Below are 24,774 nucleotides of genomic sequence, written 5' to 3' on the forward strand. Positions count from 1 at the left end.
CGTCAATGAGCGCAAAAACACCCCTCAGAGTGATTCCCAAGGTGGGAGCCTGTATCGACTGCGGCGCCTGCAACGTCGCGTGTAAAGACGAGTGGGACCTCTCGGACAACAACGACCGGATCGAGGTCGTCACCCACAACGAAGGAAAAGGCGGCGGTCGGTTCAGCGCCGGCGAAACCAGCGTCCCGATGTCCTGTTACCACTGCGCGGAGGCGCCGTGCATGGAGGTGTGCCCCACCGATGCGATCGATCGGGACGAGCACGGGCTCGTCCAGGTCGAAAAAGACGAGTGCATCGGCTGCTCGTACTGTGCGTGGGCGTGTCCGTTCGGGGCAACCCAGTTCCCCGACGAGACGGCCTCGACGGGCAACGCCGGGACGATGGACAAGTGTACCGGCTGCGTCGAGCGGATCGAGGACGACGAGAATCCGGTCTGCTTCGACCAGTGTGCGACGGACGCCCTGGCGTACGGCACGCCCTCGGAAATCGCAGAGCAACTCCGCGGGGACCGCAGTGCCGACATGTTCCGTGGCGACCTCGGTGACATCGTGTTCGGTGGATCCCTGTAACCGTCCCTGACCGACAACTATGGCCAGTCAAACAATCGACGTCGACGGCGGTGGGATCTCGGGCTCGATCGCCCGGTACCGCTCGCACATCGCGGCGGCCATCGCAGTAGTGACAGTAGCCGTCGTGTTGTTCGCGCTCGACGCGATCGCGGTCCCCCTCGAGGCCGGGGAAACGCTTCGCGTCGCCGGGAGCGCCGCGATCGCGGGCGGCGACTCCGTGTACAACCAGTATGCCGGTCTCTGGCTGGCGGTTCGGGCGGTTATGGGCGCGTACATCGTCTTCGTCGCGGTCTTCATTTCGGTGCTCGCGTTCGCGACCTGGAAGGAGGTGCTCGAATAATGGCAACAGATACCGGATCAGGCGCGTTCGGGCGGATAACGCGTTTCTCGGACGTGCAGGTGTACGTCCACGCGACAGCTGCCCTGTCGATATTTTTCCTGTATCTGACTGGGCTGCCGTTGACGTTCAGCGAACACCTCGGGTGGCTGTTCGCAATCTTCGGCTACGGCAATGTGGTGCTTTTGCACATTATTGCTGGCGTCGCGCTCATTCTGGTGGGTGTCTACTACGTGTCGTATCTACTGCTCGGGGTTCTTTCCGGACGCGCCGGAATCCCGGCGCTTCCGACCCTCGAGGACGCCCGTGAGGCGGTACAGTACGGGAAGTATCTGGGCGGGCGGGCGAAGAAACCCGAGGCGGACAAGTACGGCTGGCTCCAGAAAGCCGAAGTCGGCGTGATCGTCACCGAACTCACGCTTATAAGTCTCACCGGCCTGCTGCTCTGGTACAGGGGGCTGTTCGTTTCACCCGAATTCCGGGCAATTCTCGGCGGCCACGAGCCGCTGGCGGATTTCCTGCTCCTCATCGCCCGCGACATCCACCTCATCTTCGCGCTGACGTTCCTGATGGGGATTGCGTTCCATCTCTACATCGCGAACGTCAAAGAGAAGTATCCGTTCAACGAGACGATGTTCTCCGGTGACGTCTCCGCAGAACGCGCGGCCCACCACTGGCCGGCGTGGGCCAGGAAGAAGCTCGGTGAGTTGCCGGGCCACGTCGAGACTGCAGCCCCCGCGAAGAAGACTCTCGCCGGGGTCACCTTCGCGTTGCTTTTGTTCTTTGCGGTGGTGGTGACGGCGACGCTGTTCGCCGCCGTTTTCTCGCCGCTGCCGACCCGCGATTACCTGGTCGCGGTGTCGGGGGACGTACTCACTCAGGGGGTGACCGGCGTCGTTTACTTCCTTGGATTGAACGCCGCCGTCCTGATGGTTATCGGCGGCAGCGCGGCGATCATCTACGGTATCAGCAAACGGCTCCGGGGTGAGTACGATGTCTGAACCCACGAACACCCCTCTCGACCGAGAACCCGACACCGGCGATACCCTGGCGGAACTGTACCGGTTCGTCTCGGGAGTACTCGCGGATCCGCCCACCCCAGAGGCCATCGAGGAGTTCCAGGCCGGGGCGCTCCCCGAACCGGCCGACCTGCCCGACGGGCCGCTTCGTGACGGGTTCGTCTCACTCCGGAAGTGGGCCAACGGCGTCGACGACACGGCGGAGGCGGCGGCGGAGCTCGAACGGGAACACACCAGACTGTTCGTCGGCCCTCGACCGAGCCTCCAGATCCACGAGTCGTACTACGCCGACGACTACCTAGGCGAGCCCCTGGCAGCGGTGAAGGGTACGTACGCCGGACTCGGCATCCACCCCAGCGAGGACCTCAAGGAGGAGGCCGACCACGCCGCCGTCGAACTCGCAGCGCTTGCGGTGTTGAGTCGACGGGAGGGCGAGAGTCCGGACGACAAGCGACTGTTCCTTCGTGACCACGGCTGGTGGTTCCCGGCCCTGGCCGAGGACCTTCGCGAGACGGCCGAAAGCGAGTTCTATCACGCGGTCGGCGACATCGTGGACGGACTGGTGCGGTTCGACGCCGAGCGGTTCGAAGTCGACGTCGAATCCGTCTCGGAATCGTAGGCCTGGCGGACGATCCCCCATTCTGAACTGCCGAATCCGTTATTTTCGTACGTTGTTCCTCGCGGAGTGATCACCCGGCCATCTCAGCTTTCGGATGACTGACGCCGCCCATCGATCACTTTCGCGGCCGTCAACACTGGATCCCATGTCGTGTTGAACGGCGGCGCGTAGGCGAGATCGTAGTTCGCCAACTCGCTCGCCGAAATCCCCTCGGTTACCGCCCCGACGAGCGCGTGACTCCGGTGGACGGCGCCCTCCCCGTATTCGGACGCGAGGCTCCCGCCCAACACTCGCCCGGACGGCCGATCGACGGTGAGCGTCACGAGGACTGTTCCGCCTTCGGGGTAGTAGCCCGCCCGGGACTTCGCCTCGATCGTATCGGTCATCGGATCGAACCCCGCCTTTCGAGCTTCCTGGTGATCCAGGATTCCCGTTCGGGCGGCTTCCATCTCGAAGGCTTTCACCGCCGCAGTGCCCGCAATACCGCCCCCTTTCGTCGGCTCGCCGGCGACTGTCTGCCCGATCGCCCGTCCGTGACGGTTGGCAGTCAGCGCCAGGGGAACGTACGCCAACTCGCCGGTGACGACGTGTCGGGCCTCCGCGCAGTCGCCTGCCGCGTACACGTCAGGGAGATTCGTCTCGCGATACTCGTCCGTCGCGATCGCCCCCGTCTCGCCGAGCTGAATGCCGGCGTCCTCGGCGAGTTTCGTCCGCGGACGGACGCCCGTCCCGACGAGTACCATCTCGACCGGGACGCGGTTGTCTTCCGTGACGACCGCTTGAACCGTCCCGTCACCGTCGAGGGAGGCGACCTCCGCCTCGAGATAGACGGCAACGTCCTGATCGGCGAGGTGTTCGAGGACGGCTTCGCTCGTGGCATCACTGAAGGCTTTGAGAACGCGATCCCCGCGCTGGAAGAGGTGGACCTCGAACCCGTTGGCTGCGAGCGCCTCCGCCATCTCCACCCCGATATACCCGCCGCCGACGATCCCGACGGGCCCAGTACACTGTTCGAGAAACTGGCAGGCTGGCCCTCGGTCGGGTTGCATGAGGTCCTTCTCGGATCGTGCCCGCGCGACGTACTCCCGGAGTTGTTTCCCGTCCGACATCGACCCGAGCGTGTACACGCCCGGCAGGTCCAGGCCGTCGATCGGCGGGGTGATCGCTCGCGCGCCGGTGGCTACGAGCAGGTGATCGTACTCCTGGACGACCGTTTCCTCGTCACTTTGGGCCCTAACAGTCCGATCAGCGGGATCGATGTCGACGACCTCGTGTTCGGTCCGCAGATCGATATCACGCTCCCTGCGGAATTCTTCGGGGGTGACCGACACAAGGTCTTGGAGCGACTGTATCTCCCCTTTGATATAATAGGGGAGCCCGCAGGCCCCGTACGAGACCCACTCACCCTTCTCGAAGACGACGACATCGATGTCCGGATCGTCGCGTTTCGCTTTGCTTGCTGCCGACATTCCGGCGGCGTCGCCGCCGATCACGACGAAGGTTGACATGGGAACTCATCGGTCGGTCGGGTTATAAAACGGGTAATCTCATGGGGAACTGGTAGACGACGAAGGTGACGGAGGGAGGATGAGCAAGACTGACTGACGAGGACGGATACGGACTCAGGGGACGGTCCCCTCCATCGATCCACGGGTCCACCGTCCCGTTTCAGCGTCGCAGTTCTTACAGTAGCCAACGACCGCCGTTTCGTCGGCGACCCGTTCGAGTCGGTTTTCCGTTTCCTCCTCGCAGTCCGGGCAGTAGCGCAGTTTGTGCTGTCTCCCATATTCGAGGGGAGCGCCGAGCGCGAGTGCACGGACCCGTTCGTCACCACGGTTCCATCCGCGCTGGAACTCTTCTCGGCCGAACCGGATAATCTCGCCCGCCGCTACTTCTATCGGTCCGTCAGCGGTGTCGAACGTCGCCGTTCCCTCCATTATATAAAACAGCTCTTCTTGCACTTCGTGGTCGTGATACGCGAACGCGAAGCTGTCTCCGGGTTCGAGTTCGTAGTAGTTGATCGCGAGGTCGGTCGCCCCGAGGGGTTCGGTGAGATGACGCATCACGGCCGCCGGCTGGACGCTGTTTTCGACCTCGTCGATCCGGACCTTCTTCATACGCTTCCTGTTCGGGCGAGGGAAATAAAACGCCCAGTCAGTAGCAGTCACCGCACCAGTTCTACCCAATCGTGTTCCCCAAAGGGGTTCGCGTACTCGATGTCGAGTCGATGGTACACCGTCTTCGGGATTCCGATGTCCGCAAGCAGGAGCCTGCCGTCGATCGAGGCGAGACCCGTTTTCGGAAGCGCGAGCGTGACCGTCCGATCCGGCCGGACGGCGTCCCCGAGGATCTCGCCCGTTGTAGCGTCGATCCCGGAGGGGACGTCCAGCGAGACAACCGACTCGAATCGGTTGTTCATCGTTTCTACGTACCTGCTCGCCGGCGAACGCACCTCGCCGCTCAGCCCGTAGCCGATGAGGGCGTCTACGGCGACGTGCGGGCCGTCGAGTCGGGACAGTCCGTCGGCGGCGTCGATGACCGGAACGGACATCGCCTCGAGGATCCGGTGCTGGTGGGCCGCCGCCCCCGTCAGTTCCCGGGGCACCCTGTCGAGGACCACCTGGACGGGGACGTCCCGGTTGGCGAGATGGCGCGCACAGGCCAACCCGCCGCCGCCGTTCCCGCCGTTTCCGGCCACGACGACGACTCTCTCCTCGTCCCGGATGTCGTGAACTTGCCGGGCGAGGGCCCGTCCGGCGTTTTCCATCATCTGGAGCAACGCCAGTCCCACGTCTTCGACGGCGACGCGATCGACCGCCAGCATCTCCTCGGCAGTGACTGCTGAAACGGACCGACCAGTTCGTGTTTGGAACGAATTCTGATTCATACGACGACCAGGGACGGATGGAGGTTGGTCTTATCGGAGCGGGGAGTGGGGGCGAGTAGCGAAATTATTCCTGGTCGACAGCCATCGCGTGACTCAGCCGGTGGGGCATGACCCCCAGCGCACGAACGATCGCCCCGAGCGCGATGAAGATTCCCACCAGGATGTGCCCGACTCCGCCGAGTTTGAGCCACATCAGTGTCGAGGGCCACTTGTGGATCGCGGCGAGCGCTGTGTTAAGTTCTCCACCCCGCGCCTCGGCACCCCCTCCCGCGAGACTCGTCTCGGGGAACGAATTGAAGAAGTTCTCCAGCAACGGATGAAACTGCGTCAGTTCGAGAAACAGTGACATCCCTATGAGCAGGTAGCCTATCCCTGCGAAGACTGCACCCACCACGAGCATCTTCTTGATCGATCCGATCGTCGCTTCGATCTCTTCAATCGACTTGCGTGCGGGTTGATCGCTTGCCATACAGTGCTATTCGCCGGCGAAGTAATAGGGGTACATCGCCTGGGAAAACAGGTTGCACATCCGCATGTGGCTTTATACCCGGTGGGACAGTCGACGTGGCTGATTAAGGCATCGTGAACCGAATACCCGAACATGGAACTCGTCTCGGTCGCCGCGGTGGCGGAAAACGGTGTGATCGGCAGGGATGGGGAACTCCCGTGGCCGAGCATCCCGGCGGACAAACGACAGTATCGGGAGCGGATCTCGGATGGGCCCGTAATCCTGGGCCGAGTGACGTTCGAATCGATGCGCGACGACCTTCCGGGAACCGCTCAGATCGTGTTGAGTCGCTCCAGACGGGAGTTCGACGTCGAGACGGCCTACCACGCCTCGGACGTCGACGACGCGGTCGCTATCGCCGAATCTCTCGGGGCAGATCGAGCCTACGTGATCGGCGGCGGCGGGATCTACGACCTCTTTCAACCCGCCGTCGATCGAATGGTGTTGAGTCGGATCTCCGGCGAATACGAGGGAGACACGTACTTCCCCGAGTGGGATCCCGACGAGTGGGAGCTGGCCAATCGTACCGAATACGAAGCGTTCACCCTCGAAGAGTGGGTTCGAGCGCCCCGTTGAGTTGTTCTTCCCGATTCGCCGGCCGTGACTTTCTGAACTGCCGTTCGAAGACGATCGAAACGTACACACACCTGGCGATTCGATCCAAGATAATGACTGGAAACGACGGGCTCGTCGAGGCGCTTGCTGTCGGCGACGCCCCGACGATCTGTATGGTCGGTGCCGGCGGAAAGAAGACGACCATGTACGCCCTGGCTGCCCGGATGGAGCGTTCCGTAGTCACATCGACCGTCCGGATTCCGATATTCGATCCGCACGTCGGCAGCGTGGTCGTCACCAGATCGCCGACAGAGGCGCTCCGGGGGGCCGATCCCGAAGACTTCCCACTCGGGCTGGTGCCGACCCAGGAACGGTCGGACCGATATCTCGGTTACGGGCCTGCGACGGTCGACGAAATCTCCGCCGCACACGACGGGCCGGTCATCGTGAAGGCCGACGGCGCGCGAACCCGGACGTTCAAGGCGCCGAACGAGCAGGAACCCCAGCTTCCCACAGCCGTCGACGTGGTCGTTCCGATCGCCAGCGCCCGCGTGGTCGGCCGGCCGCTCACCGACGAGTGGGCCCACAGACCCGAACTGATCGCCGATCTCACCGGGCTGTCGGTCGGCGATCGAGTGACACCCGAAGCGGTCGCGACAGTGCTCGCAAGCGAGTCCGGCGGGCTGAAGGACGTTCCGGCCGACTCGACGGCTGTCCCCCTTCTCACGCAGATCGACACCGACGACGACGAGCGGGTCGCCCGCGAGATCGCCGCCGGAATCCACGAGCGGGCCGACGTCCCGCGAGTTGCGTTCAGCCGGCTGGACGTCTTCGACGTCGTCGAATAACAGTCCGACACCCCGGTTCGACGACCTCGGACAGTTGCGGAGAACAGACCATTTTTGTCCGGACCACCCCACCTGAACCGTATGGACGCCGACCGCGACGGATTTACGCTCTGTGCCAGCACGGCCGACCTCTCACAGGAGTCTGCAGCCCGGGATCACGCCGACGCCGTCGAGTTTCGGATGGATCTCGCGGACGAGCCGACTGGCGCCCTCCAGTCGTACGACGGCGACCTACCGCTTATCGTCACCAACCGTGCGAGCTGGGAGGGTGGGGAGGCCGAGGATCTCGGCCGGTACGACGAACTGACCGACGCGGTGGCCCACGACGCAGTCGTCGCCGTCGACATCGAACTCGCTGCGTTACGGGGCAATGCTCCCGACGGCGAACAACCACACGCCGTCGCACTCCGGGAAACAGCCCGGGATGAGGGCGTCACCGTGATCGCGTCTGTTCACGACTTCGAGAGCACTCCCGAAGCGGACGTGCTGGTGGAACTGCTCGCAGACGCCGCCGCCGAGGGCGACGTCGCGAAACTCGCGACGACCGCCGAGGTGAAGGCGGACGCGCTCGCGATGCTCGCTGCGACACACCGGGCGAGTGAGGCGGGCCACGACGTCGCCACGATGTGTATGGGCGAGGCGGGCAGACACACCCGGGCGGTGACGCCGGTGTACGGCTCGCTAATCAGCTACGCGCCGATCCATTCAGGTGCGGCAACCGCTCCCGGACAGTACGATCTGGCGACGCTTCGGCGCCTGCTCGACGGGCTCGGCGTCGAGTGAGGGTCGTATTCGTCCCGGCAGTCCTACTCGCCCCGACTACTCCACGTCTTCCACGTCTTCGGCGACGTGCTCGAACGCCTGGAGGATCACCCGCTTTGCGGCCTGTCCCTCCGTGGTCCAGTGGTGGGCGTAATCCAGCATGTCGTCGTAGATGTCCGGCTTGCAGCCGGCGGCGCGAGGGTGGCCGCCCCCCTGGACCTGGGCTGCGACCTCGTGTGCGCGCTCGAACCCTTCGCTGCCCCGGATGCTCGCGCTCCCGGCCGGCTTCACGATCACGGCGGCGTCGGCGCCCGCCTCCCGCAGCGCCTCGGCGACCTCGTTTTGCGAACACCGGCCGTACGTGACGCCGACGGTCCAGGGTCCCACCTCGGTGGTGACGGCCCGATCGACGGCGGCGTCGATCCGTCGCTGCTTCTCGACGCGTCGCTCTTCGAGGAACCCCTCGACCGGTTCCGGGAGGTCGACGCCGTAGGCGCCCACCACGGTGACGTACTCTTCGGGATCAGCCCAATGGGCGTAATCTGCGAGATCGTCGCTCCGGGGGTCCTCCTTCAGCCAGAGGTCGTGGTCCCGGGTGACAGCTGCGAGTTCGCGGAACCTGTCGGGGAACTCGTACTCCAGAGAGCGCAACGCGACGTCGACGGTACACTCCTCGTCGGACTCCCCGACAACCAGCTCTGCGCCCGCATCCCGGACCGCCGCGGCGACCTCGTCGTCCCACTGGTGGTGATCGTACCACGAGACCCGATCACACCGGCGAACGAGCGTTTCGAGCGGGTCGGCGATCGGCTCGTACTCGTCGGGACAGAGGTCACACACGAACAGGTCGATCCCGGGATCGGCGTACTCGGCGACCTGCTCGAGCACGTTCGAAAGCGAGTACGGACTGGCGGCCAGCAGCGCAACCGTCGACTCCGCGTGTGCGTTCGCAGTCGGTTCCTCTCCCGTGGTGTCCCCGTTCTCGGCGTCGCTTTCGGACCCGTCCGAGCGCTGTCGCTCGAGTTCCGCCTCGAAGTCGGCGACGTCCAGCGCCGCGTCGTACAGCTCCCGGAGCAGGGCGACACATCCCAGTCCGTCGGCGTCGGAGTCCGTGACCACTACGACTTCGGCACCCTCGATCGCTTCCTTCGCGCGCTGTTGTGCCCGCTTTTTGCCCAGGGAGTCCGGGTAGAAGAACCCTGCCCCCGGGAGCCGCGACCGTCGAGACAGCGGCACGTCCTCGGCGTGGATGAGGTCGTCGTCCATATCCCGCCTGCGGGCGCGACCGGGAAAACTCCGCCGTTCCGGCTGTGCCTCCGAAGCAGCTGCACGGCGGGGAGGGAAACACACTTGGCGTTTCCGATCCCACCCGACGCTCGTGCACGTCGGCGCAGACGAAGCCGGAAAGGGGCCCGTGCTGGGCCCGATGATCGCCGCGGCGGTTCGGGCACCGGTCGAGGTGATTCCAGGGGAGATAGCCGACTCGAAGCGTCTCTCCCCCGAGCGCCGCGAGCGGCTGGACCGGCGGCTCCGCGACCATCCCGAGGTGTCTATCGGCGTCGCCGCGATCGAACCCGAAAGGATCGACAGCCCGGAAACCGACATGAACGGGCTCACGGTCGCCGCGCAGGCCCGTGCCCTCGCCGATATCGTCGACGCCGACGACGAGGCGATCGTCGACGCCGGCGACGTCTCGGAGTCCCGGTTCACACGTCGCGTCCGCGAGGGGGTCGCCGACCGTGGCGTCGACATCCAGGTAACCGCCGAACACGGGGCAGACGGCCGGTATCCGATCGTCGCAGCCGCGAGTGTCGTTGCGAAAGTCGAGCGCGACCGGCGGATAGCATCGATCGACGAGGCGTACGTTCCCCTCGACGGAGAGTCGGCAACCGACGACGGGGTCGACACGGTCGGAAGCGGCTACCCGAGCGATCCGGCGACCCGGGAGTTCCTCAGGGCGTACGTCCGTCGGCACGGCGACCTCCCCGACTGCGCCCGGCGCTCGTGGTCGACGTGTGCAGACGTCCTCGCGGCGGCCGAGCAGTCCTCGCTTGGGGAGTTTTGACTACGTGGCTGGATCAGTCCCTTCACGGGCGCGTTCGAGTGTTTCATACAGCTCGTCTGCGAGTTTGTGGGCCCGATCCGAACCGCGCGCCTCCGCGTAAATTCGTATCTTCGGTTCGGTCCCTGACGGCCGGACCAGCACCCACGCGTCGCCGTAGTCGAGGCGATAGCCGTCGGTCGTGTCCGGCTCGGCGTCGGCTGTGCGGACGTACTCCGCGGCGGCGTCGATCATCGCCTCGCGCTCCTCGCTGTTGTCGTACTCGAGGTTGTACCGGACGTTCACGTACTCCCGGTAGGGGGCGACGAGTTCGCTCACCGTCGTCTCTTCCCTCGCGAGAAGTTCGAGGAATCGCGCGCCGATGAGGGCACCGTCCCGCACGAGCGCGTCCTCGGGGAAGAACAGCCCGCCGTTCCCCTCGCCGGCGATCGGGACGCGCCTGCGTTCCTCACCGTCCTGCAGCTGGCTGTCGGTCTCAGAACCGTCGGCGATTCCCCACAGTTCGCGAACGCGCGTGATGATGTTCGTGGCCCCGATCGGCGTGAGTTCGAGATCGGCGCCGACCTCGTTACAGACGTCGACCAGCCGCTGTGAAACGTTCACTGCCGACACGGTGGCGTCCCCCGGCTCCAGAGTTGCCGCCGCGAGCGCGGCGAAAGAGGCGTCTCCCTCGACGTACTCTCCGTTCTCGTCCACGAATATCGCCCGATCCGCGTCGCCGTCGTGAGCGATCCCGACGTCAGCGTCGGCCGCACGGACGAGTCGCCTGAGATCGTCGAGATGCTCCGGCACTGGTTCGGGGAGCCGCCCGGGGAAGTGGCCGTCGGGCTGCCCGTTCACAGTCACTACCTCACAGCCGAGTCTTCTGAAGAACGTCGGCGACGTGAGTGCGCCGGCGCCGTGTGCGGGATCCAGCGCCACGGTCAGGTCGGCATCGTCGATCGCGTCGCGGTCGACCGCTTCGAGCAGTTCGGCGACGTACGTCCGATTGACGCCGTCGACGTCCCTGGTTTCTCCGGCCTCGTCCCATTCTGCCGCCGAAAACGACTCCGTGAGGATTCGCTCTTCGACGCCCTCGAGGGCGTCGATCGAGAGTTCGACCCCGTCTGCGCCCACCAGCTTCACCCCGTTGAACTCGGGCGGGTTGTGCGAGGCGGTCAACAGGACTGCCGGGGTTTTCTCTCGCCGGCAGTACCGACAGACCGCCGGCGTCGGGGCGACGCCGAGCCGGTCTACGTTGCGACCGACCGACGCGAGCCCGGCAGCAGCCGCGTTCTCGAACAGTTCCCCGGTCGTTCGCGTATCGCGTGCGACCGCGACGCGTTCCGTCCCCCACTCAGATCCCGCAGCCTGTGCGATCCGCAAGACGAGCGACGGCGTGAGGTCCGAAAGCGCGACCCCGCGCGTTCCGCTGGACCCGAAAAGCTCCATGTCCGGGCTTGTGCGCCCGGGAGGGAAAGCGGTTCCGACCGTCGACCTGTCGGCAACGTCTTATCTGGAAGTATCGGCGTGCTCACTCGTCGACGTCGAGTTCGAACTGCTCGTTTTCCGTCACTGCGTTGAGCACCACGGCGGTGTTCGACTCGCGGATGTTCTCGTCGGTGAGCAGCTTCTTGATCTGGTCGTTCATCCCGTCGGTGTCGAGGAACTTCCCGACGGCGATCACGTCGTAGTCACCCGTGACTTCGTACACTGAGATCATCTGCCGTTCCTCCCGTAACCGTTCGGTGATCTCGGGGAGGGCGTCACCTTCCACCTTCAACTGGAGGATCGCGGTGACGTCGTATCCCAGCGCTCCGTAATCGACGATCGGCGTGTACCCCCGAATTACTCCTTCCTCTTCGAGATCGCGGAGGTGATTCGAGACGGTCGTGACCGAGACGTCGAGCTCCTCTGCGAGGCTCCGGAGGCTCGCGCGACCGTTGCCCAGAAGCTCGTTTACCAACTTGGCGTCGAGGTTTTCGTACGTCATTACATTCACGGAGGGAACGAAGGGCCTATAATTTTACGAATGTCCACCGATAGAAGGCGGAGTGCGGATTGTGCATCAAACAACAACGTCTTTATACTGGCAGTATTGCGTTCATGCGTCCATAACATGACGGACGAAAACAGCGTACCCGATGGCGGCCTGTCCGCCGAGGAACAGGAGCTCGTAGAGACGATTGACGAGGAGGACGTCGACTTCCTCCGGCTACAGTTCACCGATATTCTGGGCACCGTAAAGAACGTCTCGATTCCGGCATCCCAGGCGGAGAAGGCGTTCGCGGAGGGGATCTACTTCGACGGCTCCTCGATCGAGGGGTTCGTCCGGATCCAGGAGTCGGACATGCGGCTCAAGCCGGATCCGGAGTCGTTTGCGGTGCTTCCGTGGAGGGACACCGAATCCGGATCGGCCGCCCGGCTGATCTGTGACGTGATGAACACGGCCACGGGGGAGCCGTTCGTGGGCGATCCGCGGTACGTACTCAAGCGCGCAATCGACCGCGCCGAGGAGATGGGCTACACGCTCAACGCCGGTCCCGAACCGGAGTTTTTCGTCTTCGAGAAGGACGAACACGGCCGTGCTACCACCACGACCCACGACGTCGGGGGGTACTTTGACCTGGCTCCGAAGGACCTCGCCTCGGATCTTCGCCGCCAGATCATCTACAACCTCGAGGAGATGGCGTTCGAGGTGGAGGCGAGCCACCACGAGGTCGCGGAGGGGCAACACGAGATCGACTTCAAGTACGACGACGCGCTCACCACCGCCGACAACATCGCGACGTTCCGGTCGGTTGTGCGTGCGACCGCCGAGAAGAACGATCTGCACGCGACGTTCATGCCGAAGCCGATCGCGCACATCAACGGGTCCGGGATGCACACCCACCTGTCGCTGTTCGACAACGGCGAGAACGTCTTCCACGATGCGGACGACGAGTTCAACCTCTCTGACACGGCGAAGTCGTTCCTGGCGGGAGTCCTCGAACACGCCCCGGCGATCACGGCAATCTGTAACCCGACCGTGAACAGCTACAAGCGGCTCGTCCCGGGATACGAGGCGCCGGTGTACGTCGCATGGTCCGACGTCAACCGTTCGGCGCTGGTCCGTAAACCCGCCGCGCGGGTACCCGCGGCCTCCCGCATCGAACTCCGTTCGCCGGATCCCTCGTGTAACCCGTACCTCGCGTTGGCCGTCATGCTTCAGGCGGGGCTGGACGGGATCGAGAAGGGGCTCGAGGCGCCCGACCCGGTCCGGGAGAACATCTACGAATTCGACGAGGCCAAACGCGAGGAGTACGGCATCGACACCCTCCCGTCGAATCTCGGCGAGGCGGTCGCCGCGCTCGAGGAGGACGAAGTGATCCAGGAGGCGCTGGGCGATCACGTCTGCGAGAAGTTCGTTCAGGCGAAGACCCAGGAGTTCGGCGAGTACGTCGCCGACGTCTCCCAGTGGGAACTGGATCGGTATCTCGAGGCGTTCTGACCGGCAGTCCGCCGGAATAACTCACTCCTGAGCGGCGATTCTGACCTGCTCCCACCGGCCCTTTTCTTCGAGGAGGGCCTGGAGCTCGTCGGCGTACTCCTGGGTGAGTTGCTCTGCAGCCTTGAGCCGTTCCTCGTCGACCCCACCCGTCCCGCCGCCGAGTCCGAGCGCGCTTTTGATCCCGTCGAACAGCCCTCCGGAACCGCCGGAGCCGCCTCCGGCCCCGCCACCCATCGCTGCCATCTGGTCCTGGATGTTGTCCAGCTCCGGCATGATGCTGGGCAATTTCTCCGTATTGGCGACGATCCGCGCCCTTTCAGGGTCGTCGGCGTGTTCGATCTCTAACTCCGTTGCGGTCATGATCAGCCCCCACTCCTGGCTGGAGAACTCCGATGACTGTACTCTGTCGTTGAACTCCCTGTCGACGGCCATCCGTTCGCCGACGATCGCGTCAGTCCAGTCGCTCATGCCCGGAGCTTCGGCGCATCGCGGGGAAAGCGTTGCGCTCGGCTCACGGAGAACCAGTCGGTAGCGCGAGCTATCGCCCCGAAAACTCCGGCTCCCGGCGTTCCAGGAACGCCTCGGCCCCCTCCCTGTGGTCCTGTGAGGCGAGTGCGGCGGCCTGTGCCTCCGCCTCGCGTTCGATCGCCGTGGAAAGCGATCCTCCGCCGGCGTCCCGGAGTAGCCGCTTGGAGGCACGCAGCGCGATCGGCGGGCCGCTTGCGACGCGTTCGACGAACTCCCGAACACCCTCCTCGAACTCCCCGTCGGCGTACACGTGGTTCACCAGCCCCCGGTCACGTGCGCGCTCGGCGTCCAGCTGTTCGCCGGTAAATACCAGCTCGCGTGCCACGTTGTCGCCGACGAACCGCGGCAGGAAGTACGACACACCCGAGTCGATCGCGAGGCCGACCTCCCGGAACCCGAACCCGATCCGGGCGTCCTCGTGAGCCAGTTGGAGGTCACACGCAAGCGCCAGCGCTCCGCCGGCGCCGATCGCCGGGCCGTCGATCGCGGCGACGGTGGGGAACTCGCATTCGGCGGTTCGCCTGACACACCGTGCGGTGTTCCTGATGACGTGCCGGACTGCCGCCTCCAGCGGGAGGTCAGTCGCCTGGAGCTGCGCCATCGCCGCGACGTCGCCACCGGCACAGAAGGCGGGACCGCATCCCTCGACGACGACACACCGGGTGTCCGAGCCCTCGATCGCGTCGATCGCGTCGACGATCCCGTCGGCCATCTCCCGCGAGAGCGCGTTCCGTCGGTCGGGATCGTCCAGCACCAGCCTCACTACGCCGTCCGGATCGCCCTCCAGGCCGGTTTCGAGGCGAACGACGTCGCTGTCTACGTTCGCCTCGGAGGGGTCCGGACGGTCGATCGCGTCGGCTCCGCCGTCGGTTCGCGGGCGACCTGCTCGGTGAGTTCCGTCGGAGGGATCGTTCATGCGGTGGTGTCCCCCCGGCGCCGTGAAAAAGCTCCCGACGGGAACGAACCGCTCTTTGGCATCCGGCGAGTAGATCTCGTATGCAAAAGCAGACGGGCGGGTGGGATTCCGCAGTAGGCCCCACCTGTGTCGTTTCCCGACGGCGCACCCTCGCCGGATTGGTGACGGGGGTTTCGGCCGTGGGATTCGCGGGCTGTCTCGGGGACGACGAGATCGAGGGGGGTACCTACGGAGACTGGTTTCGTGGCGCCAACAACTTCGAGGGAACCGTCGATCGCACGGGCGAGTCGGAGGTCGTGGTCGAGGTCGGCTCGGGGAACGGCCTCTCGTACGATCCCGCCGCAGTCCGGATCTCGATCGGGACGACTGTCGTCTGGGACTGGACCGGGATTGGGGGAAGACACGACGTCGTCGAACTCGACGGGGCTTTCGAAAGCGAATTATATCTCGAAGAAGGGCGTCACTTCACACACACCTTCGAGGAGCCGGGAGTGTACAAGTACGTCTGTACGCCCCACCGGACCAGCGGGATGAAAGGCGCCGTCCAGGTCGTCGAATGATATAAGGAACGCGGCCGTCAGCTCATGTTGGGATTCCCGCTTCCTCGAACGTCGCCATCTCCCGGAGCGCGGTGCAGGCGCCGCGATAGATGCCGATCGCCACCGCTGCGCCGGTGCCCTCCCCGAGTCGCATCCCGAAGTCGAACAGCGGCTCCAGTCCGAGCGCGTCGTGCTGGACGTCGTGACCGTCCTCCACGGATCGGTGGGAGGGCAGCAGATAGTGACTCACGCGCTCGTCGATCGCCCACGCCGAAAGCGCGGCAGCGCCGGTGATGAACCCGTCGACGACGACCGGAATCCGGCGACTGGATGCTTCCAACGCGATCCCCGCGAGACCGGCGAGTTCGAACCCGCCCACCGCACGGAGCACGTCGACGCCGTCTTCCGGATCCACCTCTCGGTCGGCGAGTGCCCTCCGGATCACTGCGATCTTTCGGTCGAGGCCCTCGTCGTCGATTCCGCTGCCCCGGCCGGTTACGTCGGCGGGGTCCGCGCCGGTGATCGCCGCGGTGACAGCGGCGCTTGCGGTCGTGTTTCCGATCCCCATGTCGCCGAGGGCGATCACGTCGGCGTCGGGGGCGTGGTCGGCGACCACCTCGCGTCCCACCTCGACCGCCTCGATTGCCTCCTCGCGGCTCATCGCCGGCCCGTTGGCGAGGTTTGCGGTGCCCGCTGCGATCGGTTTCCGGATCACTCGATCGTTGCCGTCGTAATCGCCGGCGACGCCGATATCGACGATGATGTTCTCTGCACCCGCGGTGCGTGCAAGCGCGTTGACGCCGGCCCCGTCGTGGGCGAAGTTCTCGACCATCGCCGCCGTCACCGACTGCGGGAACGCGCTCACCCCTTCCTCGACGACGCCGTGATCTGCCGCCATCGTCACGACGACCGGCGAGTCGAGCGACGGGGTCGGATCGCCGGCCATTCCCGCAATCCGGACGGAAAGCTCCTCGAGCCGCCCCAGGCTGCCCGGCGGCTTGGTGAGCTGGTCCTGTCGCTCCCTCGCGCGATCCATCGCGGACTCGTCGAGCGGCGGAATGTCGAACTCCATCAGTTCGGGTGCCTCCGGGTGGTTCAATAAAGTTTTCCAACTCGACTTTGGAGAGGACAACTCGATTTGTTCTCCCCCCCGCGAGTTCCACCGGCCGAGTTCAGAACTCGGTCCCCTTGCGGGCGGGATAGCCCCCCTCGAGGGGATGTTTTTCCTTTTTTACCTGACTTATGAGTTCAGCGTGCTCTGTCAGGTAGTTGGGTCGGTTGTGACTGCCGGTGCAGATCAGTTCGAGGTTCTCGGGCTTGTCGTCGATCAGTTCCAGTAGGTCCTCGGGAGAGAGGAGATCCCGATCCACCGCATAGAGAACCTCGTCCAGCACGAGCATGTGCATCCCGTCTTCGGGCGGGCCCTCCAGGGCGAGCGGCTCGGAAAGCGACACTGTCCGTGCCGACTCCAGGAGCTCTCTCGCACGGGCCAGCGCCCCTCGCGCTTTGGCCTCGTGTTCGTCGTCGGCGGTGCCGTCCAGAAAGCCGTGCCAGCCGTAGTGGCCGGTGTTCTCGTAGGTGATCCCTGGCATCATCGCCATTGCGTTGTACTCGCCCCGCACGTCCTCGACGCTTTCCGTCCCGCCTTTCAGGAACTGGAGCACGTGCACCCGATAGCCGTGTCCGGCCGCCCGGAACGCCAAGCCGAGGGCGGCTGTCGTCTTCCCTTTCCCGTTTCCCCACCACGCCTGGACCAGGCCGAACTCCTCCGGAGCCGACGGCTCGATCGGGTGTGCGGTCAGCCGCTTTTCGCTGTCGTCGAGATCGGCGTTCGCGTCGACATCTCCGCCTCTCGTTCCGGTGTGTTCCTCTCGGTCCGTCACGGGCGAAGGTTGCAGTGAAACGGCGTATAACTGTCGTTACTTCGGCTGGGGATCGGGGTGCGCGGCAATACCTGCCAGACCGTCCAGTTTAAGTGCCCTGCCTCCAGAGAGGGAGTTACCATGTCGGATCTTTCCAACACCGGCACGGAGGATAGACCAAGTCGCCTCACGGCGGCTGGCCGAGAAATTCTCCGGTAACGCACGAGACGTATTCACCCCCGAATCGTTCGCGGGAGAGGTTTCGCTTCTGGACACGACGCTTCGCGACGGCGAGCAGATGCCGGGCGTGTCGTTGACACCGTCGGACAAGGTGACGATCGCCCGCGCGCTCGACGCTGTTGGCGTCTCGACCGTCGAGGCGGGCAGCGCCTGCACGTCCGACGGCGAGCGCGAGGCGATCGCCCGGGTCGCAAGCGAGGGGCTCGACGCACGGGTGACCAGCTTCGCCCGCGGCGTGCGCGCCGACGTCGACCACGCACTTTCGTGTGACGTCGACGGGATCAACCTCGTCGTCCCGGCCTCGGACCGTCACATCGAGACGAAGGTGGGGACGACCCGCGACGCGGCCGTAGAACGGACCCAGGAACTCGTCGAATATGCCACAGACCACGGTCTGTGGGTCGAGGTACTCGGCGAGGACGGCTCCCGGGCGGATCCGGCGTTCCTCGAGCGACTGCTCTCGGCGGGGCTCGAGGCTGGCGCCGACCGGATCTGCTACTGTGACACCGTGGGCGCGGCGACCCCCGACGAGGTCGCCGACGTGGTCGCGCGGCTCGAAGCCCACGGGCCGACGGGCGTCCACACCCACGACGACCTCGGACTCGGGCTCGCGAACGCGCTCGCGGGAGTGAGCGCCGGCGCCGACTTCGTCCACGCCACCGTCGGCGGCGTCGGCGAGCGCGCCGGCAACGTCGCCTTAGAGGAGGTCGCCGTCGCGCTCGACGAGGGATACGGCGTCGAGACGGTGACTTTGGCAGGGCTGTACGAACTCACCCGTCGGGTGGCGGACGTCACCGGTGTCGGACACCCTCCGAACAAGGCTGTCTGCGGGGCGAACGCCTTCGCCCACGAGAGCGGGATCCACACGGACGGCACGCTCAAGGACACTCGAATGTACGAGCCGTATCCGCCCGAACGCGTCGGCCGCGAGCGCCGACTCGTTTTGGGGAAACACGCCGGCAGGGCGGGCGTCCGGGCAGCCCTTTCCGAACACGGTGTCGACGCCTCCGAGGCGGATCTCGACGCCGTCGTGTCCCGCGTCAAGGAACTCGGCGACCGGGGCAAGCGCGTCACCGACGCCGACCTGCTGGCGATCGTCGAGGACGTCCAGGGCCGAACGCGTGACCGCACGGTCGAGTTGCTGGATCTCTCTGCGACCTCCGGTGCGGGCGTGCCGACAGCGTCGGTGAGGCTCCGGATCGGCGACGCCGAGCGGATCGCCGCCGGCACCGGCTCCGGCCCCGTCGACGCCGCCGTCGAGGCGGTCCGAGAGGCGCTCGACGGGGTGGACTTCGACCTCGATTCCTACCACGTGGACGCGATCACCGGCGGGACGGACGCGGTTGTCACCGTCGAGGTCGACCTCTCGCGTGGCGACCGGTCGGTGACCGTCTCGGCGTCGGAGGCGGACATCACGCGTGCGAGCGTCGACGCCATGGTCGAGGGACTCGATCGGCTGCTCGCGGCGACCGACGACGACGTCCCCGGCGAGATGCCAGTGGCGTCGGACTGAAAAAACACGTTCTCGAGGCGGTCGGTACCGGTGAAAACGGGTGGCTGAACGGTCGTAGAAACGGGAGACGGGACGGGGGGACGAGGAGTCCGGGAAGCGACGGGATCGGGAGTGTGGGAGCAGGCCGGGTTGTGCCGACTCCAACGGCGAGAAAAGCGCCGTATCGTCGGCATCAGCACGTAGCTGACTGACGGGCATAAAGCCACCGCCTTTGACGCCGAATATCGGCGCCGGACAACCGCGTCAGGTCACTGGCGCCGATCGCGGAGGGCGGGAAATTCCTCCCGGACCTCGCTCACCCGGCGTGGATCGATGTCCGCGGTCACCGTCGTCGGTTCGTCGCCGGCGGCCGCGACCGTCGTGCCCCACGGATCGTAGACGGCCGATCGGCCCAGAAGCGTCGCCTCGTCGAACTCCCCGGTGCCGTTGATCGTCGCGACGTACGAGAGGTTCTCCACTGCGCGAGCCCGCGAGAGCGTCTTCCAGTGTTCGACCCGAGGGTACGGCCACGCGCTGGGAACCAGCACGAGCGTCGCGCCCAGATCTACGAGTTCCCGATACAGTTCCGGGAATCGGAGATCGTAACACGTCGTCACCCCGACGGTGAACCCGCCGATATCGGCAGTGTCGAGGCGTTCACCGGGAGTCAACAGTCGCGTCTCCGCCGACTCGTAGCCGAACAGGTGGTGTTTCCGGTAGACGAGGCGTCGCGTGCCCGAGGGGTCGAAAAGCACCGTCGTGTTCGCGTAGCCGTCCGCAGCCGGCACCTTCACTCCGGCGTCGGCGGAGGCTGACAGGTCCTCGACGACGCTGCCGGCCAGCAGCCAGATATCGTGATCCGCGGCTGCGTCGGCGAGCTCGCCGAGCCGTGGTCCCTCAAGCCCCTGGGCGACCCGTGGGTAGGCGTCGAACGCGAAGTACCCCACGTCGAAAAGCTCCGGGAGCGCAACCACGTCGGCGCCGTTTGTCGCCGCCGTTTCGATGCGCTGTATGGCACGTTCGAGATTGCCGGCAACGTCTTCCGGCTCGACCGCGAGTTGACACAGCGCGAGCGAGACGGTCACGGGTCGACCTCCTCGATCAGGTCGAGTTCGACGCGCAACGCTCGTTCCAGGTTCGACAGCTCCTCGTCGAGGTTCCGCTTGAAGAATCGCTCGACGCCGGGAAGCCGTCCCTCGACGATGAACTCGTTGTGGAGGTTACAGCCGGAGTCGGTGGGTTCGATCTCGTGTTCGCCGGTCACCCGGAGCGCTTTCGACCGTCCGATAAACTTCACGCGGTTCGGGGGCTCCATCCGCAGGTTCTCGGTCTCGACGGTTACCGTCGAGGAGATCACTGGGATCGGCAACGCGACCTGCCACGTCGCCGAGCCGTCCTCGTGGACCTCATAGGAGTCGACCACGCTGATGGCACCGGCGCGTTTGTCGGGGTTGGAAATGAACGCCCAGACGTCGTCGGGATCGGCGGCGAACTCGAAGGTCCGGGACACACGGACGGTCATGTGGAACGATACGTCCCCACCCAAGAAAAGCGTCGTGGAGATAAAAACAGGCCTTCAAGACGGGGTGGTTCACTCCGCGTCGGCGCCGGCTCTCGGGCCGAACTCCGCTTCGTACTCCCGGTATATCTCCCAGTACTCCTCGATTTCTTCCCAGGGGTTCGGGCCGCAGGCGACGTCGAGCTTCCACTTGAGTTCGCCTTCGATCCCGAACTGCTCGGATCGGCTGTGGCTCCGAACGCGCTGGAGCGGGTTGACGTCGAGTTCTCGATCCCACGTTCCGGACGTCAGCCGGTAGCAGTAGGCGATTTCGCCGTGAGCGTTCTCCTCCCAGCAGTCTTTCCTGTTGTGCGTTTTCAGCCGTTCGCCGACCTGTTCGGACTCCCCGACGTCCAGATAACAGTCGACCTCGCCGTCGGCCAGACAGACGACGACGTAGACGCCGCGTCGGTCGAGCGGCACCTTCGAGACGTCCGTAAACGGGCCTGTAAACTCGTAGCCAGCGATCTCCATATAAAAACCGATCCGTCCGGAGCACTTAAGCGTAGATGCTCTACACGATCGGGCGTTTCGTCACTCGGGGGTCACGCGCCAGGTCGTCGATCGGGCGCGGCCCCACTTTTCGATCTCGACGTCTTCGGACTTCTCTGCGAGCTGGGGCAGGCGCGCGCCGACCTGTTTCGAGGAGAGGCCGATCGCCTCCGCGATGGTCTTCGCGCGGAAATACCGCTCTCCACGCGAGACGCTATCGTAGAGGTACGCGAGGATCCGTTGTTCCTCGTCGGTCAGCTCGGTCATCTTCATCGGACGTAGGGGATTGTGAGCCTTAACGATTTCCTCGCCGGACGGTCGATCCGGCTTCGCGTGGAAAACTATCGATTCAACCGTCGAAGAGGTGGATGGCGCTTACGGCGAGCGAGGCGGCGACGATCGCCACCAGGAATCCCCACGCCCGATCGAGCTGTGTCGGTCCGCCGTACAGGACGACGGCGCCGATGATCGCGACCGCCGACAGCGCGAGCATGAGTCCCAGGCCCATATCGGTCGACGCTGTGTGTTCTGCCATGGTCGATGCTTCCGAGGGTCGCAACTTAGCTCCTGCGGTGCGGGGTTCGCTCCCGCGGGCCAAACCGCGAGCGGTGACGGGGTGTCGTCAGCTTAAATCGGCTTAATTCGGGCTGATCCAGGGCGAGTATGTCGAACGTATAAGCAAAGGGGTGTCCATTGGACGAACATGAACCAGATCGTGGCGGTCGCGATGGCGATCGTGATGGTGACGTCGATGTTCGGTGCCACGGGAGGTGCGGCGCTCGGCGCCGACGATCGGACAGAGCTGGACGGCGACGTCCCAGTCGTCGGTCAGTTCCAGGCCGACGATACCCCGGTAGACGAGGATGACGGCACGGACGCGGACGGGGAAACCGACGCGGATGAACAGCCCGACGACGCGGCGAACGACTCCGTTGCCCCCGGCGAGCAGTTCGGCGGCGTCGTCGGCGTCGGCGCCGCGGAGTTCAAAGGCGAACTCGACCGGCGTGCCTTCTACGCGGCAATGGCCGACGCCGACACCGACGAGGAACGCGCGGCCCTGATCGCCTCGCTGATCGAACGGACCGAAGCCCAGATCGAGGAGCTGGAAGAGCGCAACGCCTCTGTCTCCGAAAAGCGCCATCACAGTGACCTCTCACACGGGATGCACAACGCCCGGATGGCTACCATGTACGCTGAGACCCGAAATCTCGAGCGGGTACTGGCTGACGCCAACGCGACGGCGGCTGACCTCCCCGAAGGAATGCTCGAAGACCACGACGTCGACGTCGAGCAGATCGAGGAACTCCAGCAGCGCGCAGCCGAACTCGGCGGCCCCAACGTCGCCGAGACCGCACGCGAGATCGCCGGCCCTCACGCCGGTGACCGTCCGGGGCCGCCTGACGGAATGCCGCACGGCCCGCCCGGTGACCGCGGCCCCGGACACGGCGACGATGACGATCGCGATCGCGGTTCCGGACACGGCGACGATGACGATCGCGGCACCCACGGACGCTAACGCGTTTTTTTGTCCCTACTCGTGTTCTCCGTCCGGAAAGATGCTCTCCGGGATATAGGCAGTGACCGTCCAGTTGGGCGCGTCGACCACCTCGCTGATCTTGAGATCCATCGCCGCCGAGCAGAGGATATACGCCTCCCCGCGGGTGAGCCCCCGCTCGTCGGCGAGATGCTCGATCATGTGTAGCGTTGCCTTCTTCGTCGCCTCCATCAGGTCGTCGCTGATCCCCGTCGTGGCGTACATCGGTTCGTCGTGACCGGTGGGCGTGAACGGGCCGGACGTCTCGAGCTGTGGCTGTTCGATCGACATGTCCGACCGGAGCCCGAACCGCGCGGTGACGAACATCGGTGCCTCGATTCCCGTCACGCAAACCTCACCGTCGCCCTGTGCGGCGTGACAGTCGCCGGTCGAGAACAGCCCACCCTCCGCCTCGATCGGGAGATAGACCGTAGAGCCGGCGGTCATGTGCTTTACGTCCATGTTGCCGCCGGTCGACCTGGGCGGCAGCGTATCGTGCTCCCCGTCCTCGCCGGGGGCGACGCCGATCACGCCCGGGAACGGGTCCAGTGGCACTTCGATCCCGTTGACGAACCGGCCGACGTCGCCCTCCAGATCCCAGTAATGAACACCGGCGTCGGGGAACTCCTCCGGGAGCAACCCGAGCCCCATCTCGCCCGGGAGGAACCCGGTGTATCCCCAGCCCTTGTGCTGGAGGTCCAGTAGCTCGACCTGGAGGACGTCGCCGGGTTCGGCTCCCTCGATCGCGACTGGTCCGGTGAGAGGATGAACCGGGTCGAAGCTCACGTTCGCAAAGTCCTCCACGTCGGACTCGATGTCGACCTGCCTGTCGACCGCGTCGCGGCATTCGAAGCGGACGACATCGCCGTCCTCCACGGTCAAAATCGGATCCAGCGAGTTGTCCCACACCCGGTGGATGTTCTCCTCGCGGTCCGAGAGCCGGTAGTCGACCTCGTACTCCAGCGACTGCCCGCTGTGGCCGTGTTCGTGGCTGTGGCAGTGAGTGTGTGCGTGGGCGTGACTGTGACCGTGTCCATGCGCGTGTTCGTGATCGTGCCCGTGACTGTGGTCGTGCGCGTGATCGTGCTCGTTCCCGTGGTCGTGGTGTGTCATACAGTCGCAACATCTACCGCGGAGGTCTTAAATCGGTCTGCCGGGGCAGTCGCTGGCCGGCCGAAACCCCGGTCCCCGACGATTTCGTCGAAATGACCCGGGGGCCTGCTCAGGCGGCGTCGGGATTCGCTCGGCCGCCGAAGTCGGATTCGCCGTCCGGGTTCCGGACGGTGACGTCGAACGTCGCGGTCTCGACGGTCTCCTCGAACTCGCCCTCGTTTCCGGTGATCTCGACGCCGACGTAGAGTTCGACGGTCGTTGTCGCGGTTTCCTCTGCCTCGAGTTCCGGATCGCCGAACGCCTCGGTCGTCACCGCATCGCCGACCGCCGTCGCGTCGATCGTCTCGAAGGTGACTGTGAGCGTCCCGTCGACGTCGTCGAACACCCCTTCGACGTCCGAAATCGGTGATTCCGCCGGTTCTCCCGGGGCGATCGTCACGTCGGCGAGGACATCCATCCCCCCACCGACGCTGGCGCCCAGCGTCACTCGGATTTCGGCGATCCCGTCGCCGAAGTTCCGCCAGTCGACGTCGATCTCTGGGGCGACGGTCACGGCGCTCACGCGCCCGTCGTTGCGCTCGACGGTCGGTGCGTCGGCGGCCTCGAACCGGGAGGAATCGGGATCGCTGACTGCGACAGCGGGGGTACTGCTCCGGTAGATCCCCGCCAGCGCGGTCCCGCCTCCCGCCAGAAGCGGTGCGAGCAGTTTGAGGCCGGTCCGTCTCGTGAATCGTGGTGTGTCTGTCACGGCACGTCCGGCTGCCTCCCGATCCGGTTTGAACCCTCGGACGCCGACGACCGACTGAGAATTCACGACGACCGACTGAGAATTCACGACGACCGACTGAGAAATCACTTACCGGAT

At 65.3% G+C, this 24,774-nt stretch carries 30 protein-coding genes; 12 read left to right on the forward strand and 18 right to left on the reverse strand.

The genetic code is table 11. The features are described 5' to 3' along the window. Positions 1–5: 5 nt before the first annotated feature. The 4 genes from AArcSl_RS09780 to AArcSl_RS09795 are packed head-to-tail and all read left to right on the forward strand — an operon-like array spanning position 6 to position 2,544. Complete coding sequence (locus tag AArcSl_RS09780) at positions 6–569, forward strand: 4Fe-4S dicluster domain-containing protein (RefSeq protein WP_119818333.1); 564 nt, start codon at positions 6–8, stop codon at positions 567–569. A gap of 19 nt (positions 570–588) precedes the next feature. Next, positions 589–909 (forward strand): hypothetical protein, encoded by a 321-nt coding sequence (locus tag AArcSl_RS09785; protein ID WP_119818336.1) that lies wholly within the window; start codon positions 589–591, stop codon positions 907–909. Further along, the gene (locus tag AArcSl_RS09790; protein ID WP_119818339.1) at positions 909–1,907 is read left to right on the forward strand and encodes a formate dehydrogenase subunit gamma; all 999 of its coding nucleotides are present in this window, start codon (positions 909–911) and stop codon (positions 1,905–1,907) included. Before AArcSl_RS09785 ends, AArcSl_RS09790 begins: the two co-directional genes overlap by 1 nt. After that, the gene (locus AArcSl_RS09795) at positions 1,900–2,544 is read left to right on the forward strand and encodes a TorD/DmsD family molecular chaperone (protein WP_119818341.1); all 645 of its coding nucleotides are present in this window, start codon (positions 1,900–1,902) and stop codon (positions 2,542–2,544) included. The genes AArcSl_RS09790 and AArcSl_RS09795 overlap by 8 nt, the downstream gene beginning before the upstream one ends. Before the next feature lie 83 nt (positions 2,545–2,627). Here the strand turns inward: AArcSl_RS09795 and AArcSl_RS09800 are convergent, their stop codons facing one another. From AArcSl_RS09800 to AArcSl_RS09815, 4 genes are all read right to left on the reverse strand, one after another. Next, the gene (locus AArcSl_RS09800; protein ID WP_119818344.1) at positions 2,628–4,052 is read right to left on the reverse strand and encodes an FAD-dependent oxidoreductase; all 1,425 of its coding nucleotides are present in this window, start codon (positions 4,050–4,052) and stop codon (positions 2,628–2,630) included. A 114-nt stretch (positions 4,053–4,166) separates the two neighbouring features. After that, positions 4,167–4,661 carry a cupin domain-containing protein gene (locus AArcSl_RS09805; protein ID WP_119818347.1) on the reverse strand — a complete coding sequence of 165 codons (495 nt, stop codon included), beginning with the start codon at positions 4,659–4,661 and terminating at the stop codon, positions 4,167–4,169. Between the two features lie 47 nt (positions 4,662–4,708). After that, positions 4,709–5,431 carry an NAD(P)H-hydrate epimerase gene (locus AArcSl_RS09810; RefSeq protein ID WP_119818350.1) on the reverse strand — a complete coding sequence of 241 codons (723 nt, stop codon included), beginning with the start codon at positions 5,429–5,431 and terminating at the stop codon, positions 4,709–4,711. Between the two features lie 64 nt (positions 5,432–5,495). Further along, complete coding sequence (locus AArcSl_RS09815) at positions 5,496–5,900, reverse strand: hypothetical protein (protein WP_119818353.1); 405 nt, start codon at positions 5,898–5,900, stop codon at positions 5,496–5,498. A 132-nt stretch (positions 5,901–6,032) separates the two neighbouring features. On the opposite strand from AArcSl_RS09815, the gene AArcSl_RS09820 reads away from it, so the two are divergent. The 3 genes from AArcSl_RS09820 to AArcSl_RS09830 all read left to right on the forward strand — a co-directional run bounded on the left by AArcSl_RS09820 (position 6,033) and on the right by AArcSl_RS09830 (position 8,125). Next, positions 6,033–6,515, forward strand: a complete 483-nt coding sequence (locus AArcSl_RS09820) for a dihydrofolate reductase (protein WP_119818356.1) — start codon at positions 6,033–6,035, stop codon at positions 6,513–6,515. Between the two features lie 92 nt (positions 6,516–6,607). Further along, on the forward strand, positions 6,608–7,342 hold the full coding sequence (gene yqeC, locus AArcSl_RS09825) for a selenium cofactor biosynthesis protein YqeC (RefSeq protein ID WP_119818359.1): 735 nt from the start codon (positions 6,608–6,610) through the stop codon (positions 7,340–7,342). Positions 7,343–7,423: 81 nt separating this feature from the next. Then, on the forward strand, positions 7,424–8,125 hold the full coding sequence (locus AArcSl_RS09830; RefSeq protein WP_119818362.1) for a type I 3-dehydroquinate dehydratase: 702 nt from the start codon (positions 7,424–7,426) through the stop codon (positions 8,123–8,125). 36 nt (positions 8,126–8,161) lie between these two features. Here the strand turns inward: AArcSl_RS09830 and AArcSl_RS09835 are convergent, their stop codons facing one another. Next, complete coding sequence (locus AArcSl_RS09835) at positions 8,162–9,370, reverse strand: DHH family phosphoesterase (protein ID WP_119818365.1); 1,209 nt, start codon at positions 9,368–9,370, stop codon at positions 8,162–8,164. A gap of 112 nt (positions 9,371–9,482) precedes the next feature. Between AArcSl_RS09835 and rnhB the strand changes: the two genes are divergently transcribed. Continuing rightward, positions 9,483–10,169 (forward strand): ribonuclease HII, encoded by a 687-nt coding sequence (rnhB, locus tag AArcSl_RS09840; RefSeq protein ID WP_119818367.1) that lies wholly within the window; start codon positions 9,483–9,485, stop codon positions 10,167–10,169. Here rnhB and glmM read toward each other — a convergent pair whose 3' ends face one another. Next, positions 10,170–11,597 carry a phosphoglucosamine mutase gene (glmM, locus tag AArcSl_RS09845; protein ID WP_119818370.1) on the reverse strand — a complete coding sequence of 476 codons (1,428 nt, stop codon included), beginning with the start codon at positions 11,595–11,597 and terminating at the stop codon, positions 10,170–10,172. 82 nt (positions 11,598–11,679) lie between these two features. Further along, positions 11,680–12,138, reverse strand: coding sequence for an HTH-type transcriptional regulator Lrp (gene lrp / locus AArcSl_RS09850; protein WP_119818373.1), 459 nt, complete (start codon positions 12,136–12,138; stop codon positions 11,680–11,682). Between the two features lie 126 nt (positions 12,139–12,264). Here lrp and glnA point away from each other — a divergent pair, with 126 nt between their 5' ends. Further along, on the forward strand, positions 12,265–13,635 hold the full coding sequence (gene glnA / locus AArcSl_RS09855; protein ID WP_119818376.1) for a type I glutamate--ammonia ligase: 1,371 nt from the start codon (positions 12,265–12,267) through the stop codon (positions 13,633–13,635). Positions 13,636–13,656: 21 nt separating this feature from the next. On the opposite strand, the gene AArcSl_RS09860 is transcribed toward glnA, so the two are convergent. Further along, positions 13,657–14,103, reverse strand: a complete 447-nt coding sequence (locus AArcSl_RS09860; protein ID WP_119818379.1) for a DUF5799 family protein — start codon at positions 14,101–14,103, stop codon at positions 13,657–13,659. A 70-nt stretch (positions 14,104–14,173) separates the two neighbouring features. Further along, positions 14,174–15,079 (reverse strand): enoyl-CoA hydratase/isomerase family protein, encoded by a 906-nt coding sequence (locus tag AArcSl_RS09865; protein WP_119818381.1) that lies wholly within the window; start codon positions 15,077–15,079, stop codon positions 14,174–14,176. 80 nt (positions 15,080–15,159) lie between these two features. Between AArcSl_RS09865 and AArcSl_RS09870 the strand changes: the two genes are divergently transcribed. Continuing rightward, on the forward strand, positions 15,160–15,639 hold the full coding sequence (locus AArcSl_RS09870; protein WP_119818384.1) for a halocyanin domain-containing protein: 480 nt from the start codon (positions 15,160–15,162) through the stop codon (positions 15,637–15,639). A 22-nt stretch (positions 15,640–15,661) separates the two neighbouring features. Here AArcSl_RS09870 and cobT read toward each other — a convergent pair whose 3' ends face one another. Both cobT and AArcSl_RS09880 read right to left on the reverse strand, forming a co-directional pair. Beyond that, complete coding sequence (gene cobT / locus AArcSl_RS09875) at positions 15,662–16,690, reverse strand: nicotinate-nucleotide--dimethylbenzimidazole phosphoribosyltransferase (protein WP_119818387.1); 1,029 nt, start codon at positions 16,688–16,690, stop codon at positions 15,662–15,664. Between the two features lie 100 nt (positions 16,691–16,790). After that, complete coding sequence (locus tag AArcSl_RS09880; protein WP_119821892.1) at positions 16,791–17,420, reverse strand: cob(I)yrinic acid a,c-diamide adenosyltransferase; 630 nt, start codon at positions 17,418–17,420, stop codon at positions 16,791–16,793. Between the two features lie 256 nt (positions 17,421–17,676). Here AArcSl_RS09880 and AArcSl_RS09885 point away from each other — a divergent pair, with 256 nt between their 5' ends. Then, positions 17,677–19,233 (forward strand): 2-isopropylmalate synthase, encoded by a 1,557-nt coding sequence (locus tag AArcSl_RS09885; RefSeq protein ID WP_281259904.1) that lies wholly within the window; start codon positions 17,677–17,679, stop codon positions 19,231–19,233. A gap of 248 nt (positions 19,234–19,481) precedes the next feature. Here the strand turns inward: AArcSl_RS09885 and AArcSl_RS09890 are convergent, their stop codons facing one another. The 5 genes from AArcSl_RS09890 to AArcSl_RS09910 all read right to left on the reverse strand — a co-directional run bounded on the left by AArcSl_RS09890 (position 19,482) and on the right by AArcSl_RS09910 (position 21,797). Beyond that, positions 19,482–20,297 (reverse strand): carbon-nitrogen family hydrolase, encoded by an 816-nt coding sequence (locus AArcSl_RS09890; protein WP_119818390.1) that lies wholly within the window; start codon positions 20,295–20,297, stop codon positions 19,482–19,484. Continuing rightward, complete coding sequence (locus AArcSl_RS09895) at positions 20,294–20,734, reverse strand: CoxG family protein (RefSeq protein ID WP_119818393.1); 441 nt, start codon at positions 20,732–20,734, stop codon at positions 20,294–20,296. Before AArcSl_RS09895 ends, AArcSl_RS09890 begins: the two co-directional genes overlap by 4 nt. A 69-nt stretch (positions 20,735–20,803) precedes the next feature. Beyond that, entirely contained in the window at positions 20,804–21,244 is a 441-nt protein-coding gene (locus AArcSl_RS09900) for a GIY-YIG nuclease family protein (protein ID WP_119818396.1), read from the reverse strand. 60 nt (positions 21,245–21,304) lie between these two features. Then, a complete protein-coding gene (locus tag AArcSl_RS09905) occupies positions 21,305–21,529 on the reverse strand; it encodes a DUF7123 family protein (protein ID WP_119821896.1) in 225 nt (74 codons plus the stop codon). An 82-nt stretch (positions 21,530–21,611) separates the two neighbouring features. Beyond that, on the reverse strand, positions 21,612–21,797 hold the full coding sequence (locus tag AArcSl_RS09910; protein ID WP_119818399.1) for a DUF7525 family protein: 186 nt from the start codon (positions 21,795–21,797) through the stop codon (positions 21,612–21,614). Positions 21,798–21,965: 168 nt separating this feature from the next. Here AArcSl_RS09910 and AArcSl_RS16840 point away from each other — a divergent pair, with 168 nt between their 5' ends. Further along, a complete protein-coding gene (locus tag AArcSl_RS16840) occupies positions 21,966–22,778 on the forward strand; it encodes a DUF7096 domain-containing protein (protein ID WP_154670816.1) in 813 nt (270 codons plus the stop codon). 15 nt (positions 22,779–22,793) lie between these two features. Here AArcSl_RS16840 and AArcSl_RS09915 read toward each other — a convergent pair whose 3' ends face one another. Then, positions 22,794–23,909 (reverse strand): acetamidase/formamidase family protein, encoded by a 1,116-nt coding sequence (locus tag AArcSl_RS09915; RefSeq protein ID WP_119818401.1) that lies wholly within the window; start codon positions 23,907–23,909, stop codon positions 22,794–22,796. Positions 23,910–24,018: 109 nt separating this feature from the next. Then, positions 24,019–24,657, reverse strand: coding sequence for a hypothetical protein (locus AArcSl_RS09920; RefSeq protein ID WP_133412152.1), 639 nt, complete (start codon positions 24,655–24,657; stop codon positions 24,019–24,021). Positions 24,658–24,774: the final 117 nt, after the last annotated feature.

The sequence above is a fragment of the Halalkaliarchaeum desulfuricum genome (assembly GCF_002952775.1).
GTDB lineage: Archaea > Halobacteriota > Halobacteria > Halobacteriales > Haloferacaceae > Halalkaliarchaeum > Halalkaliarchaeum desulfuricum.